Below are 16,521 nucleotides of genomic sequence, written 5' to 3'. Positions count from 1 at the left end.
CCGGTGGTGAAAACTTAGACAAGACAGTAGGGTTCGGTTCGGCCGTTCGTGGTGTTCGCTCCCATGGATTCACGTGATCAGCCACCGAATGTTCGTGAATAACAAGGCTGGTGAAATGTGAGGTGACGGGTTGAGTGCTTTTCCGTTGTCTCGGGCTCAGCTCGCGCTGTGGTTCGCGCAGCAACTGAGTCCGTCAACTCCGTTCGTGGTGGCTCAGTACGTGGAACTACGAGGACCGGTTGACGTCGACGCGCTGATCGAGGCAACGAATACGGCATGTCATGAAGTGGAGTCGGCGTTCGTTCGCCTCGTCGCTACTGATGCCGAGCCGCTTCAGGTCGTCGATCACTCCATCGTCGACGATCTCGAATACCTCGACCTCCGCGGCGATGACGATCCAGTTCAGCGCGCGAACGAGTGGATGACAGCGGAATACTCACGGCCACTTGACGTGATGTCGGATCGCTTGATCTCGGCGACCTTGCTGCACCTGGCAGACAATCACTACTTCTGGTATTCGCATGCCCATCACCTCGTGCTCGACGGGTATGCGGCGATGACACTCACCACGCGAGTGGCCGAGCGCTATTCCCATCTTGTTCACGGCAAGAAGCTGACTCCTTTCGGTGGTGCGGGGGTACGTGCGCTGCACGACCTCGATGTCGACTACCGATCCTCGGCGCGGTATCGATCGGACGAGCAGTACTGGACGGAGATGTCCGAGGGCCTGCCTCGCCCGGTTCGCCTCGCCGACGGCGCCGGGCTGACGTCTATGCCGCAGCGCATGATGGTGCAGACCTTGGATCCGACTCTTGCAAAACAGCTTTCGGATGTCTCGACGGAGTGGACTACGTCCGAGGTGGCGATCCTCGTCGGCGCGTTCGCGTCCTATCTCGGTCGGATGACTGATTCCGACGACGTCGTCCTCAGCCTGCCGGTGTCCGGCCGCACCACGGCAAAGTCGAGACGTTCGGGCGGAATGCTGTCCAACATCGTGCCTGTTCGCGCGCAACTTGATCGGGATCTGTCGCCACAAGAGTTGGTGCGTCAGATCTCGGTGCAGATGACCGGCGCACTGCGGCACCAGCGATTCCGCTACGAGGACATGGGTTTCCAGGGAGATCAAGGCGGATCCCGCGACTCGGCGGGCCCGGCAGTCAACGTCATGATGTTTCACGAAGCGATTCGACTCGGTGACGTCGTCGGTGAATTTCACGTCCTCACATCCGGACCCACCGAAGATCTGTTCTTCAGCATCTATCCGTCGATCGCGGGAGAAAACGTTCGGCTGTCCTTCGAAGCCAATCCGCGCCTGTACAGCGAACGTGACCTGGCGATGCACCATCGTCAGTTCGTTCGGCTACTCGAGGGATTCCTCGACTCGGCCACCAGGGGGCTCGGTGACCTCCTTGTCCTCTCGGCGGACGAACTGAATGATCTGGTCCCCGCGCTGGGTGCGCGGACGGACGAATTCGCGACGCTCGATTCGGTCATCAGAGACGGGGCAGGGCGGGGGAGTGCCGTCGCGATCCGCGACCAAGGTGTGTACGTCACCTACGATCAACTCGGCGCTCGCGCGGATGCACTGTGCGCCTTGCTCGTAGAGAACGGTGTCGGCCGAGGTGACGTCGTCGGGATCCTCTCCCCGCGGTCGACCGATTCCGTAGTTGCATTTCATGCGGTAGCGCGGGCCGGTGCGGCTCTTCTTTTCGTGGATCCTCAAACACCCTCCGAGCGTGTCGCTTTCATTCTCGACGATGCCAACGTGTCCGTTGTGGTTGGTGACGATCCGGCAGGCGTGCCGGCTTGGGTCTGCGTCGTCAGTCCCAGAAGCGACGAAACTGTCGATGGGCCGATCGATCGAACTGCGGGGGCCGGTTCATCTATCGCCCGCGTGTCCCTGGACGATACCGCCTACGTGGTCTACACCTCGGGGTCGAGCGGACGGCCGAAGGGCGTCTCGGTCACGCACCGAGGCATTTTGCCGTTGCTGCGTTCTCACGCACGGCGACTGGACATCGATAGTTCCTCCCGAGTCGCGCTCCTGGCATCCACGTCGTTCGACGTGGCGATCCTCGAGATTCTGCTTGCTCACGGCTGCGGTGCGACTGCCGTGATCGTTCCTCCCGGATTGATCGGCGGAGTGGACCTCGAAGACTATGTGCGGCTCGAGGGTGTCACGCATTTGATCTCGACACCATCGGTTCCGCTGACGATGGATCCTCGGGAACTGCCGGATCTTCGAGTATTGAACGTGGGCGGCGAGCGACCGCCGGGGACGCTCGTGGATGCGTGGTCGAGTCACGTGGACATCGTGAATTCGTACGGCCCTAGTGAAGCAACCGTCGCGGCATTCATGAGCGAGCCGCTGGTGCCTGGCGGTGATACACCGATCGGGCGCCCGATCGACGGCGTTGCCGCTGTCGTGTTGGATTCGTGGTTGCGTCCCACTCCGGTCGGCGCCGCGGGTGAGCTGTACGTGATGGGACAAGGACTGGCGCGTGGGTACCTTTCGCCGGCGCTGACGGCGGAGCGTTTTGTCGCGGCGCCAATAGGTACGGCCGACGCTGGTGCGCGCATGTACCGCACCGGGGACGTGGTGCGGTGGAACGATGCCGGTCAACTCGAGTTCTTGGGCCGCACCGATCAACAGGTGAAGATCCGTGGAGTACGCGTCGAACTGGGCGAGATCGAAGCTGTGCTCCTGTCGAATCCTGGCGTCTCGCAGGCAGCAGTGGTGGAGCGATCCGGGTCGATTGCAGCGTATGTGACCGTGAGCGAAGACGGAGATGACCGACCTCGTCCGTTGAGTCAGGAGGCGGTGCTCGACCATCTGGCTTCATTACTTCCGCGTTCGATGCTTCCGAGTTCGGTGACGATTCTGGCAGCGTTGCCCGTTACAAACCATGGAAAGACAGACCGTGCAGCGCTCCCTGAACCGACGACGGCCGCTGCCGCCGAGCAACGCTCGGCGGTAAGCCGCCCGATCGAGTACGACGAGGAATTGATTGCTTCGGTGATGGCCGAGGTCCTCGGCGTCGGAGTTCTCGGACCGCACTCCGACTTGTTCGCCTGGGGCGGTAGTTCTCTCGACGCCGTGTACGTCGCCGCGCGCGTGAGTTCCGCCTTCGGAAGAAGGATTGGTGTCAGGGACGTGTTCGGTGCCCCGACGCCGGCGCAGCTGGCCCGGAAGATCCGCGAGGGTCGGGCGGAGTGGGTGGTGGAACCCCAGCGCATTTCGGACGACGTCACCGTGGAAATCGCTCCGGCACAACAACGTCTGTGGCTGCTCAATCGTCTGGATCCGCAGTCGTCGGCGTACAACATTGCGTTCGAGGTCTCGTTCAATGGTCTTCTGGATGCAGAGGCGATGAGGGAGTCGGTAGTTGACCTGACCGAGCGCCATCCCGTCCTGCGCACGGTGTTCTCGTTCGACCAGAACCGCGACACGTGGCCGATCCAGGCTGCGTCTGCGACGTCCGTGACCCTGATCGAGGTTCTGTCCGAAGAATACGACTCTGCGTCAGCGGATTTGGTTGCGGCCGGGTTCGACCTGGCGACCGAATTGCCCTTTCGGTTGATCCTCACCTCGGACGGCGATGCCGACCATCGCATGACCGTGGTCGCCCATCACATCGCCCTGGACGGTCTTTCGTTCGCGACGATCGTCTCGGACCTTGTTGCGGCGTACGACGCCCGCGCCGCTGGGAGTTCGCCGATCTGGCCTTCGCCCTCGCTCGACTATCGCGACTATTCCGCTTGGCACAGAACCGTTCTCGGTGATCCTACGGATTCGCAGAGCCTAGCTGGCCGTCAGTTGGAATTCTGGGAAACAGCTCTCGCCGGCGTTGATCCGACTCTGGCGCTTCCCGCGGACAGATCCCGCCGGCCGGACCAACCGTCGTCGGCGCGGGACGTGACGTTCGAACTGTCCTCGCCCGTCCACGCGGCGCTGAACGAAATTGCCAGAGCACACGACTGCACGACCTTCATGGTGCTGCACGCTTGCCTTGCGATCGCGCTGAGCAAGATCACCGGTGCGCCCGATATCGTCATCGGAACCCCGACGTCCGGTCGAACACACCCCTCGTTCGACGGCACCGTCGGTATGTTCGTCGGAACCGTGGCGCTGCGAACGCTCCTGCTCGATGGAGACACCTTCGGTGAGTTCTTGACTCGCGTACGCGACGTCGACGTGGCGGCTCTGTCCAATGCCGACGTCCCGTTCGACTGGGTAGTGGAGCGGGCGGTCGGTGGGGCCGCAGGCGAGAAGAATTCCTTCGTGCACGTGGTTCTTGCCGTCGATCCGGTAGCTTCGGTTCCCGAGATCGCCGTGGGAACGATGACGGCTCGAGGAATTCCGTTGCCTCCCGAGCACCCGCGGTTCGATCTCGAAGTGACTGTGCGCGAAGATCGTACGGTTGACGGAGGTGCGAGCGGCATTTGCGGCACCTTCCGATATGCCGCCGATCTGTTCGATGCGGCCACCGTGGGCGGTTGGGTTGAGCGACTACGTCGAGTGTGCGACTCGGTCACCGAGAACTCGTCAATTATGTTGCGTGACATCGATGTTCTCAGCGTCGACGAGCGCGAAAAACTGCAGGTGCACGTGCCGGCGCCAGCACTTGGTGCGAACTCACTGTCCGACCTGTTCGCCGGGGTCGCGACGAAGCGGTCGAACGCAATCGCCGTGACGAGTGAAAATTCTCGGGTCACCTACGCAGAGTTGCACGTTCGTTCGGAGGCGCTCGCAGCCGCCTTGATCGATCGAGGAATTCGAGTGGGGGATCGGGTGGCCGTCGGCCTCCCTCGCTCGATCGACCTGGTAGTTGCGATTCTCGCGGTCGTTCGGGCGGGCGCCGCGTACGTCCCGATCGACCTGCAGTATCCCGACGCTCGCATCCGATACGTACTCGCCGATGCGCGTCCGAAAGCGATTCTGTCGACGCCCAGTTACGCTCCGCGTTTCGGTGAGTACGAACATGCCGTCGTATCCGTCGACGAGACGGCTGACGCGGCGCAATGCTGGCCACTTGCGCCCTTGGAGTCCGCCGCTTACGTGATCTACACCTCCGGATCAACCGGCGCCCCCAAAGGCGTGGTGGTATCTCAGGGCAACGTGTTGGCTCTGCTCGCCTCGACTCGAGAGATCTTCGACTTCGGGCCCGAAGATGTGTGGACGATGTTTCATTCGTACGCCTTCGACTTCTCGGTATGGGAGATGTGGGGTGCGCTGACCACTGGCGGATCTTTGGTGATCGTGGACGGTGACGTCGCGCGCTCACCCGAAAGGTTCGTGGATCTGATTGTGCGGGAACAAGTGACCGTTCTGAATCAGACCCCGGCTGCCTTCTACGCGTTGGCGGAAGTCACGCAGGAAATGCTGCTTCCGCTCCGGTCGATTGTTTTCGGCGGTGATCGCCTCGACGTGGGGCGTGTGGACGCCTGGTTCGATCGGCACCCTGATGTGCGGGGCGTCAACATGTTCGGAATCACCGAAACCACCGTTCACGTCACCAGTGTCGAACTGTCAGCCGGCGACGGAGCTGCCTCGCCGATCGGATCTCCGCTACCGGGCTTGCGCAGCTACGTACTGGACACCGCGCTCGCGCCCGTCCCTCCCGGATCTGTCGGCGAACTGTACGTTGCCGGTCCACAGGTGGCCGCAGGCTACTTGGGTCAACCCGGGATGACGTCTTCACGATTTGTGCCTGAACCGGGATTCGACGGATCGAGGATGTACCGCAGCGGCGATCTGGTCCGTTGGCGAGCCGGTCGACTCGAATATGTTCGCCGCGCCGACGGTCAGATGGCCCTGCGCGGTTACCGCGTCGAACCGGGCGAGGTCGAGACCGCGCTACTGGCTCACAGTTCGGTGGAGCAGGCCGCGGTGGTGGTGCGAGAACTCGACAGCGGGCCGACATTGGTCGGTTACATCACCCCGGAGAAGGGACACGACCTCGACGGCGTCTTACGCACTGCCCGTTCGTTGTTGCCCGGGTACATGGTGCCATCGGCTTTGATGCCGCTTGCGTCATTGCCGGTCACGATCAACGGCAAGGTCGACCGTGCGTCGCTGCCGACCCCGGTGTCTCTCACGCAGCCCTCTCGGCAGTCACGAGACTTCTTCGAGCAGACAGTCGCAGCCATCCTGAGCGATTTGATGGACGTTCCGAATGTCGATCCGGTTCGGAATTTTTTCGATCAAGGGGCCAATTCCTTGATCGCCACTCGACTCTCGTCGCGACTGAACGCCATCCTGGGCTGCAACCTCGACGTCCGCGATGTCTTCGAGCACCCATTCGTCGATCAGCTGGCGGGAATTGCTGCTGCCAGAATCGGTGTAGGGCAAAACGGCACGGGGCCGGTGTCCTTGGTGCCTCTGTCTTTGGCTCCGCGTTCGGACAATACAGAAGTGCAGCTGTCAGCTTCGCAACACCGAATGTGGATTCTGAATCAGTTGGATACAGAGTCCGCCGGCTACAACATTCCGATCGTGTTGCGCCTGACGGGTGAATTGGACGTAGTTGCAGCCGAACTGGCAATTCGTGACCTGATCGATCACCATCGCACCCTGCGGACCGTGTACCCGGTTGTCGGTGAGCGCCCGGTTCAGAAGGTGCTCGACGTCAGGGAGGCAAGTCCGCCGCTTCAGCTCGCGGCGCTCGCGGGCGAGGACGCCGAGAATCGCGTCGCAGAACTCGTGGGTTCGGGATTCGATGTCACCACGGATCCGCCTGTACGGGTGGCCCTTTTCGAGGTTTCACCCGACGAGCACGTCCTGGCCGTCGTTGTCCATCACATTGCCGCCGACGCTCGATCGCTGGAAGTGCTGATACGTGACTTCACTGCCGCGTACATCGCTCGCGCGGAGCAGCAAGCTCCGCAGTGGTCGCCGCTCGCGCTCGAGTACTCCGATTACACTGCATGGCAGAGAGAATCGGGGATTCCAGACACGGTATCCAACTACTGGAAGCAGGCTCTCGAAGGCCTTCCCGAGCAGGTGACGCTACCCCTGGACTGCCCACGCTCGACGTCCGCTCGCGCGTCGAGCTGTCGAGTGGTGATCTCAGGTTCCGTACGGACGGGCCTGCAAGCGGTGGCACGATCGAACAACGCGACCATGTTCATGGTTGTCCACGCTGCTCTCGCGGCGCTGATGGCGAGGCACACCGGCAGCAGTGACGTGGTTGTCGGCACTGTCGTGTCCGGACGCACCGCACCTGAACTCGATGAGCTCGTCGGTATGTTTGCCGGCACGATTGTTCTCCGAACCGAAGTTGATCCGTCGGAGTCCTTCGGCCAGTTGGTCGAGCAGGTTCGTCAGCGCGACGTATCGGCGTTCGCGCATGCAGAGATGCCTTTCGAATCGCTGGTTGATCTGATCGACCCACCGCGATCGCGCTCGCGGCACCCGTTGTTCCAGGTGGCGCTCTCGTTCCAAACAGTGCATCCCACCACCTGGTCCGTGCCGGGGTTGTCCGTCACACAGATTGCTCCTGATGTCAGGCACGCAAATTTCGATCTGCAGCTCAACGTCGCGGATTCGGGGATCGGCGGCGGTCTCGCCCTCGAATTCGTCTACAACGCTGATCTATTCGACGATCTGACGGTATCGAGCTTTGCGGGCCGGTTCGAGCGCTTCCTGGGTCAAGTGTCGATCGATTCGACGGTCGCCGTAGGGGGAATCGACCTGTTGGACAGTGCGGAACGAGCTCTTCTCGTCCCCGCACACGGCGCGGCCGACCGGTCTGGTCGATCTCGACGTTCCGGTACGACGCTTGCCTCGATGCTGCGCTTCGGCGTCGAATCCGCCCCGGATGCTGTGGCGGTCGAGGGCGAGGGCAACGCACTGACTTATCGGGAAGTCGATGCCCAGTCGAATGTCGCAGCCGACGAGTTGCGCGCCCGGGGAATCGGAGTCGACCAGGTCGTTGCCTGGACTGCAGATCGGTCCGTTGCGTCGATCGTGCAATTGTGGGCAATCGCGAAGGTCGGGGCAGCTCCGGCGTTGGTGGATGCGGAACAGCCGCAGGCACGACTACGCGGTGTCCTCGAAACACTGGGCGAAGGCACGATCGGCGGCCGCAACGCTGGTGGTGAGAAGGTCTCAGACTCGGCGCGCGAACATTCCGACAGCCTTGCGGCATACGTAGTCTTTACTTCGGGTACGAGCGGAACCCCGAAGGCTGTAATCGTGACCAACGGCGGGCTCGACGTCATCGCCGAAGACCTGCCGGGTAGGTTCTCGGCTGGACCAGGTTCTCGCGTATTCCATCGCGGAGCACCAGGATTCGACATGACGATGCTCGAGGTGCTCATCGCGAGTACGTCCGGGGCGACGCTCGTCCTGGCGAAGGACGACGAACTGTTCGGTTCGGGACTCGCATCAGCGCTGAGGCGCGAGCGTATTACTCATCTCTGCGCCACACCTACCGTCGTCGCCTCGATCGGTACTCCGTCGCTGCCGGACCTTGCAACGGTGATGTTCGGAGGCGAGCGGCTCAGCGGTGCGTTGGCGAAGCGTTGGCACGCCGGACGCAGAGTGATAAACGGATACGGACCCGCTGAGTCGACGATGTATTCGCTTGCTACCGAGCCCCTGTCGATTGAACACTTGTCGACCGACAGTCACGACGGGTCCGTCGGACATCCGCTGGCCGGTGTCGACGCGGTGGTGCTCGATGATCGACTCGAACCGGTGCCGCCGGGAGTTGCCGGAGAACTTTATCTCGCAGGTCGAATGCTCGCACGCGGGTACGCCGGCCAACCTGCCCGAACTGCGGAGCGATTCGTGGCAACCAGTTCAGGCGCCAGGATGTACCGGACCGGTGACCTGGTGATGTGGAGGCCTGACATCTCCGAACCGGCAACCCAGAAGCCTGAAGGCAATAATTATCGCCTGCACTATCTCGGACGAACCGACGCGCAGGTGAAGGTCAACGGTGTCCGGATCGAGCCGGGTGAGATCGAAGCAGTCATCCAGTCTGTCGCTGACGTCGATTTCTGCGTCGCCGGGGTACGGACCCCCGAAGGTGGAAGTCCGCTGTTGGTCGCCTACGTGAGAAGTTCAGGCGCCGAGAGAGTTGACACGGGTCGACTTCGCGCCACCGTCGCAGAAGTTCTTCCGACGTACATGGTTCCGCATGTCATCGTCTACATCGAGGGCGACCTTCCGATGCGGAACGGCAAGGTCGACTTCGCCGGTCTACCGTTGCCGGCACTCGATGCTTCCCGCACGGAGGGCCCGGACACTGACACTGAGCACCTGGTTGCTGCAGCTTTTGTCGCCGTTCTGGGCGGAGACGGGGACGATCGTGACGCAGACTTCTTCTCGCTCGGGGGCAACTCGCTCTCGGCCGCGGAGGTCACGTCACTCTTGAGTAGTTCTCTGGGACAGGTTGTTCCGCTGAGGACCGTATTCGAGCATCCGACGGTTGCGGCGTTGGCAGCCCGGCTCGATTCGCTCGAGCAGAACGACTCGGTGACCGACGTCGTCCGGCTGGAACCGCGCCGCGATCCCACGCCCACACCCCTGTCACGAAACCAGCGTGCGATGTGGGTACTCAATCAGCGGAACACAGCGAGCGGTGCGTACAACCTGCCGATCTGCATCGAGATCGACGGTGAACTCGACGTGTCCGCGCTGCGTCAATCCGCGACCGATCTTGTCGGCCGGCATGAGGTCCTCAGAACCCGGTATCCGGGCACTCCACCGGTTCAGGTCGTAGATCCTCCGTCTTCGGTGGCAGTGGAAACGCGACTGGTCGGCGACGTCGAGGTCGAAGTGCTGCTGCGAGAGTTCGGCTCGCGCGGTTTCGACGTGGCCGCAGACCTGCCGGTGCGCTGGATGCTGCTCCAACTGTCGCCGGTCAGACATGTTCTGGCGGTAAGTTTTCACCACATCGCAGTCGACGGGGTGTCGATGCGAACTGTGGTCGGCGACCTCCTGACCGCTTACGGCAAGCGCCGAGCCGGACTGGATCCGCAGTGGCCTCCGCTGCCGATCCAGTACGGGGATTTTGCCGCGTGGGAGGCAGCGAGTGACGTTTCCCCTGTCGTCGAAGAGTTCTGGCGCCGAGCACTCGACGGCGTGACGTCTGTGTCTCCGCTGACGGTGGATCACACTGACGACGGACCGATTTCCGCGGCGCAGCGAGTGAACTTTTTGATACCAGCCGTCGTCACCTCGGCACTGCAGGCGCGAGCAAACCGGTTGAAGGTCTCGCTGTTCGCGGTGGTTCATGCGGCGCTGTCCGTGGTGCTTGCGAAGCTGAGCGGGAATCCCGACGTCGTGATCGCGACCGCGGTCGACGGACGGCGTACGCCCCAACTCGACGGCGTGGTCGGAATGTTCGTGGATACGGTGCCTCTGCGCCTGCGGATCGACGGGGACATGCCGATTGATCTTCTGTTGGCTACAGCTTTCGATGCTGACGTGGCAGCGTTCGAATACAGTTCTGTTCCTGCCGAATTGGTTGGTGAGTTGCTCGGTGGACGAACTCCCCAGGTTGCGCTGGGTCTGCAGAATTTTGCGGTCCCTGCCGTGGAGGTGGCCGGTCTCACGATCGAGGCTCGTGAAATCGAGACCGCAACAACGAAGTTCCCCATGCATGTCTCGCTCGCACCCGCTGTCGACGGATCATTGACCGGCGCTGTCGTCTATGCCGCGAGCGCGTTCGATCCGTCGAGCGCCGACGCGGTTACTCGACATCTGTCGAGAGTGCTCACCTCGATTGCCGAGGATGTGCCAGTACTCGTTTCGGATCTCGCGGTGGGCGCGGCGCCCAGTTGGACTGCTGTCGAGGTCGATTCGTCTCGGACACTCACCGAGATCTTTGCCTCCACAGCGGCGCGATTCCCGAACAACATTGCTCTCGACGACGGACAGAGCACGGTGACGTATGCCGAACTCGACTCTGCCTCGGATGCTCAAGCCTGGGAACTGGTAGCTCGGGGAGCAGGGCCGGGCGCTGTATACGAGATTCCGGCAGTGCGAACTATCGCTTACCTGGTCCGAATGTTGGCCATCACGAAAACGGGCGCGGCATTCGTGCCGATCGACCCTGACCTGCCGACGGCACGGTTGAAGCAGCTACGCACAGTGCTCTCCGACCGCAGCGTCGTTCCCGGCCGGCAGTATCCGGATTCAGTTGCGTACGTCGTTCACACGTCCGGGTCGACCGGTGAACCGAAAGGCGTTGCAGTCACCCACAGAGGACTGGGCCTTCTGACCGACGACGCAATCCGGAAGTACGGGGTGACTTCGGACTCGGTTGTGCTGCACGGATACAAACCGACGTTCGATGCAGCGATCCTCGAGATGATGCTGGCGATCGGCGCCGGGGCTACCTTGGCGGTCGCGCCTCGTGAGGCTTTCGGCGGAAGAGCACTCGAAGAGTTTGTCGCAGAACGCGGCGTTACCCACATGTTGTCGACTCCGGCCGTACTCGACACCATGGCACCGGAGCGGTTCGACTCGCTCGAGGTAGTGGCAGTCGGTGGCGATGTGCTCTCACCTTCCACCGCGCGCGCGTGGAGTCGCCGTGCGCGAATGCTCAATGCGTACGGACCGACTGAATGCACCGTGGTCACGACTGTCGCCGAGGTGGATCATCGGGTCACCATCGGAGTTCCGCTCACCGGAATCGGTGCAGAGGTACTGGATACGCGACTGCATCCGGTGCCGTGGGCCGGGATCGGTGAGTTGTACGTCAGCGGACCCGGGCTGGCGATGGGCTACGCCGGAGATCCCGCCGGCACCGCCAGTTCGTTTGTCGCCGCACCAGGTGGGCGCCGCCGTTATCGGACCGGTGATCTGGTTCACCGCCGCACCGATGACACGCTCGGATTCGTCGGACGCTCCGATCGCCAGATGAGTGTGCGAGGAATCCGCGTCGAGCCTGCCGAGATCGAATCGGCCCTGCGTCGGTGCCTCGGCGTCGAGGCCGCTGCGGTCGTCCTCGTCGACGAGATCGCTGTGGCATGTGCGGTTGGTGAGTCATTGGAGTCGGATCAGCTGACAATCGAGTTGGCAGCGATGTTGCCTGCATATCTGATGCCCGGCCGAGTAGTCGTGCTGGAGTCGATCCCGCTCACGTCGAACGGAAAGCTGGACGCAGACGCGTTGCGGCGCCATGTGTTCGAGAGCCAGGTACCCGACGCAGCAGTGACGGTTTCGGAGGAACTCGTCACCGCTGTCATGTCGGAACACGTGTCCGGAAGCTTCGGCGCTCTGCACAACCTGTTCGAATCGGGTGGCGATTCGTTGGCCGCGGCCGCGGTGGCAGGTCGACTCGCCTCGATCTTCGCCCGGGACGTGCCTGTTCGAGCCGTCTTCGACAATCCGTCACCGCGAGCGATGTCTCAATGGCTTTCGTCGAGCGCATCCGACGGCACGCGCCGCGAATTGACTCGACGCGATCCCGGGACGCCCGCGCCGCTGGCGCCCTCTCAACAGCGACTCTGGCTGATCAATCAGCTGCAGCCGGAATCGACCGCGTACAACCTGACGTTTGCAGTAATCCTGGCAGACGGCATCGATCGGTCGGTCTTGAGCAGCGCACTCGGTGACGTCGTCGATCGCCACGCCGTACTGCGAACTGTGTTGGTTCCAGGTGAATTCGGTCCACAACAGGTCGAAATAGATTCTGTTGCATTCGATCTCACCCCGGTGCAGGTCGACGATATCCGTGCGAGCGCTCGAGCCTTCGCGAATGTGCAGTTCGATCTCGAACGAGACCTTCCGTTCCGAGTGCGTGTATTCACCGAGGATGCAGGAGTCGTCTCTGCAGGACCGACTGTCCTGGTCATCGTTGTTCACCACATCGCAATCGACGGTGCCTCGATGGGCCCGATCCTGGCCGATTTCGCGGCAGCCTTCGAGGCCAGGGCAGTTGGAAGAGAATGGGATCGCTCCGCCGACGGGATCAGCTACGGCGATTACAGTCTGTGGGCGAGAGAGAGTTTGGGTGATCCCGAGGATTCTCTCAGCGTGGCTCACCGGCAGCTCGACTACTGGTCGAACGTCCTTCGTGGGGTCGAGGATGTGTTGGCTCTACCCGTCGACACACCCCGGAGTCCGCTGTCCTCACGATCCGACGAAATGGTGACGGAAGTCCTCGACGGCACCACCTACGACGCGTTGTCGGCGTTGGCCCGCTCGCACGGCGTCACGGTATTTATGGTCGTCCACAGCGTGATTGCCGTGCTGCTCGCTCGTGAGTGCGTCACGGATGATGTCGTTGTGGGAGCAGCGGTGAGTCTGCGCAACGATCCGGCGCTTCTGAATGTCGCCGGCATGATGGTGGGCACCGTCGCGTTGCGCACGAGGATCAACTCCGCCGACCACTTCACGGCAGTCTTGGACGAGGTTCGCCGCGTCGATCTGGAAGCGATGGCGAACGCGGACGTTTCGTTCGACGATGTAGTCGCAAAAGTCGATCCACCGCGCAGGATGAACGAGCATCCACTGTTCACGGTCATGCTGGCATATCGACGAGCGCTCGAGTTGCCGCAGATCGACGGGGTATCTGTCTTCGACCTCGACATCGCTGGGGCATCGACGGGCTACGACTTGACGTGGGATCTGGTCGACGCCGGTGACAGTCTGACCATTCGATTGTTGTACGCCACGGACAAGTTCCGGAAGTCGACCGCGGAACTGTTCATGCAGCGGGTGACACGTATCGCCGAATCGGTGACAGCCGAACCCGAGATAGTGGTCGGGGAGATCGAATTGTTGTCCGGATTCGAACGCTCGGCGTTGACCGTTGCGAATCCCCGCAACGTCGATCCCTTGACGATTGCCGACATTTTCGAACGTGCTCTGCGTCAGGCACCCGACGCAGTAGCGCTGGAAGAGAACGGCCGACTCTGGACTTACCGCGACCTGCACGAGGCGTCGTCGCACTGGACGCGCGAGTTGGTGGGCCGGGGAATCGGGCCTGACGACGTCGTCGCCGTTGCGCTCGGTCGCGGACATCTGTGGATCGTTGCGTTGTGGGCAGTGGCGCGGGCAGGCGCAGCGTGGCTGTCGCTCGATCCGGCGCTGCCGACAGTGCGCCGTCAGACGATGGTCGAGGAGTGCGGTTCGGTTGTCGGTTTGACAGCAGAAGGTGCAGTCGAGAGTTTGCCCGATTGCGTCGAGTGGTTGTCGATGGATGAATCACGCACTGCGAGTGAGGCTACCGAGGTATCGGCAACGCCGGCTCGTCCTGACAACCTTGCCTATGTCATCTACACGTCGGGTTCGACGGGAAGACCCAAGGGCGTCGAGGTTTCACATCGCGGAATCATGAATGTCTACACCGCGCACGCCGAGATCGCCCAGCTCGATCGCGGCCCCCGTGTCCTGCAATTGGCGTCGTCGACCTTCGATGCGTCGGTGATAGAGATTCTTCTGGCGGCTGCGGGGTGTGGAACGTTGATTCTGGCTCCCGACTTCGTCTACGGGGGAGAGGAACTCACGAGTCTGCTGGTGACTGCCGACGTCACGCATTTGATCGTGACGCCGACCGTCCTGGCCACGGTCGATCCGAATTCAGTGCAACCGTTGATCGTCGAATCGATGGGTGAGCCGCTCTCTGCCCGCCTTGCGTCGGCCTGGTCGAGCCGACATCACATCGTCAACGGGTACGGACCGACCGAATCAACGGTCGCGGCATCGATTTCGCACCCGATCATCGATGGAGACGTCACTGTCGGCACTCCGGTACCTGGTACGACGGCACTTGTTCTCGACCAGAGGCTACGTCCGGTTCCGGATGGCGTGACGGGAGAACTCTTCCTCTCCGGTGAGAATTTGGCGCGGGGGTATGTCAACTCCCCAGGTTTGACCGCTGATCGTTTCGTGGCCAATCCCTTTGTTACAAATCCCGCGGCGGTGGGGACTCGGATGTATCGCACGGGTGACCTCGTTCGTCGTCGGCGTCACGACCGAGCGCTCGAGTATCTGGGCCGCAACGACGCACAGGTGAAGGTCCGGGGTGTTCGCGTGGAACCGGCGGAGGTCGACGCGGCTCTGTCAAGCCATGGAGCAGTGACCTTCTCGGCTACCGTTGTCACCGACGACGGGCGCGGGCCCGCTGAGCTTCGGTCGTATGTAACTCTGGCAGAGAACAATTCGGTGACGGAAAGGGAGCTGCGCGATTTTGTCTCCGGCTCGCTGCCGAAACACCTGCTGCCTTCGTCGATAACGGTGGTGGACCGGGTCCCGTTGCTCGCATCGGGGAAAATCGACGTCGCGGCTCTTCCTGCTCCTGCACCGCACGTAGGGTCGAGTGCGGATCGACCCGTCTCGGCTACCGAACGTCAAGTGGCACAGGCATTCGAGAGTGTCACAGGCGCGGTATCGGTGGGCCGTCATGACGACTTCTTCGAACTCGGCGGTACGTCCATGGGAGCCGTTCAGGTGGCTTCGCGAGTGCGTGAGGCCCTGAACAGGGAATTCCCTGTTCAATGGATTTTCACCGAACGAACTGTGGCCGAGCTTGCCTCTCGGTTGGATCTCGATCATGCCGATATCTTGGAGGGTGATTCGTCTCGTTCGGATCCGCTGGACACGATCGTCATGTTGGGCGGCAATCCTGACGACGTACGGCCGCCGTTGTTCTGCGTGCATCCGGTCAGTGGAATTGCCTGGTGCTACGCCGGACTCGTCGGTCGGCTCGAAGGTCGACGGGTGTACGGCATCCAGGCAACGGGAGCAGGTGAGCTACCCGGCACGGTGGCGGAGTTGGCGTCGGGGTATGTCGATGCCGTACGGATGGTGCAACCGTCGGGTGAATACCATCTGCTGGGGTGGTCTGCGGGCGGAACGATCGCGCTCGAGATGGCGAGCCAGCTCGAAGAGGCCGGCGACCTGGTCGGTTCGGTTGCAATGCTCGACGCACTGCTGCCGGAGATGATGCCGTCGGTACAAGCGGCCCCGGAGCCTTCCGAACTGTTCGCGCAGATCGGGCTGACTGAGGTTGAAACGGCGACTGCAGCAGTGACTTTCGTGGACGTCGCAGCGGAAATCCGAAGGCAGACCGGAATGGATTTCCTCACCGATACGGTTCTCGAATCGGTAGTGGGCCGGGTGGAAAAACTGTCGCGAATCGTCCGGGATCACCGGCCGAGATCATTTTCGGGGTCAGTGGAACTCTTTGTGGCGCAGCATGATCTGCCTGAACATCGTCACTTGGTCGAAAAGTGGTCTGAACTGGTGGGCCCGTTGCGAACGTACCTGGTCGACTGCTCTCACTCGGGAATGTCGAGCATGGAGGTTTTGGCGAGCGTCGCGAAAGTTCTCGTCGACAATCGCCGAAGCGTCGAATCCGAAGCGGGGGAGCGCAATCATACTGGGGTGCAGTAGATCTGCGGCGCCGGGACTTTGGTCCGGAGTTGTCACACCCGGGGTCCTCCATCCTTCCGTTCCGCAAGTAGAACCCGTAGCATTTTCCTTGTGGCAGTAAGCCATTCAGAAACTATCTCCGGAGGATCGTATGTTGGGTTCCCTTTTTTCCATCAGCTCTGAAA

The 16,521-nt window shown here is 62.0% G+C and carries 1 protein-coding gene; it reads left to right on the top strand.

The features are described from left to right. Window positions 1-130: 130 nt before the first annotated feature. Window positions 131-16,357: an amino acid adenylation domain-containing protein gene (locus ACFWEM_RS26385; protein WP_378538725.1), complete on the top strand. Its 16,227-nt coding sequence runs from the start codon at window positions 131-133 to the stop codon at window positions 16,355-16,357. Window positions 16,358-16,521: the final 164 nt, after the last annotated feature.

The organism is Rhodococcus sp. NPDC060176 (genome assembly GCF_042728675.1).
Classification (GTDB): Bacteria; Actinomycetota; Actinomycetes; order Mycobacteriales; family Mycobacteriaceae; genus Rhodococcus_F.
The sequence above is the reverse complement of the archived record's forward strand: the minus strand, read 5'-3'. Positions and strand labels throughout refer to the sequence as shown.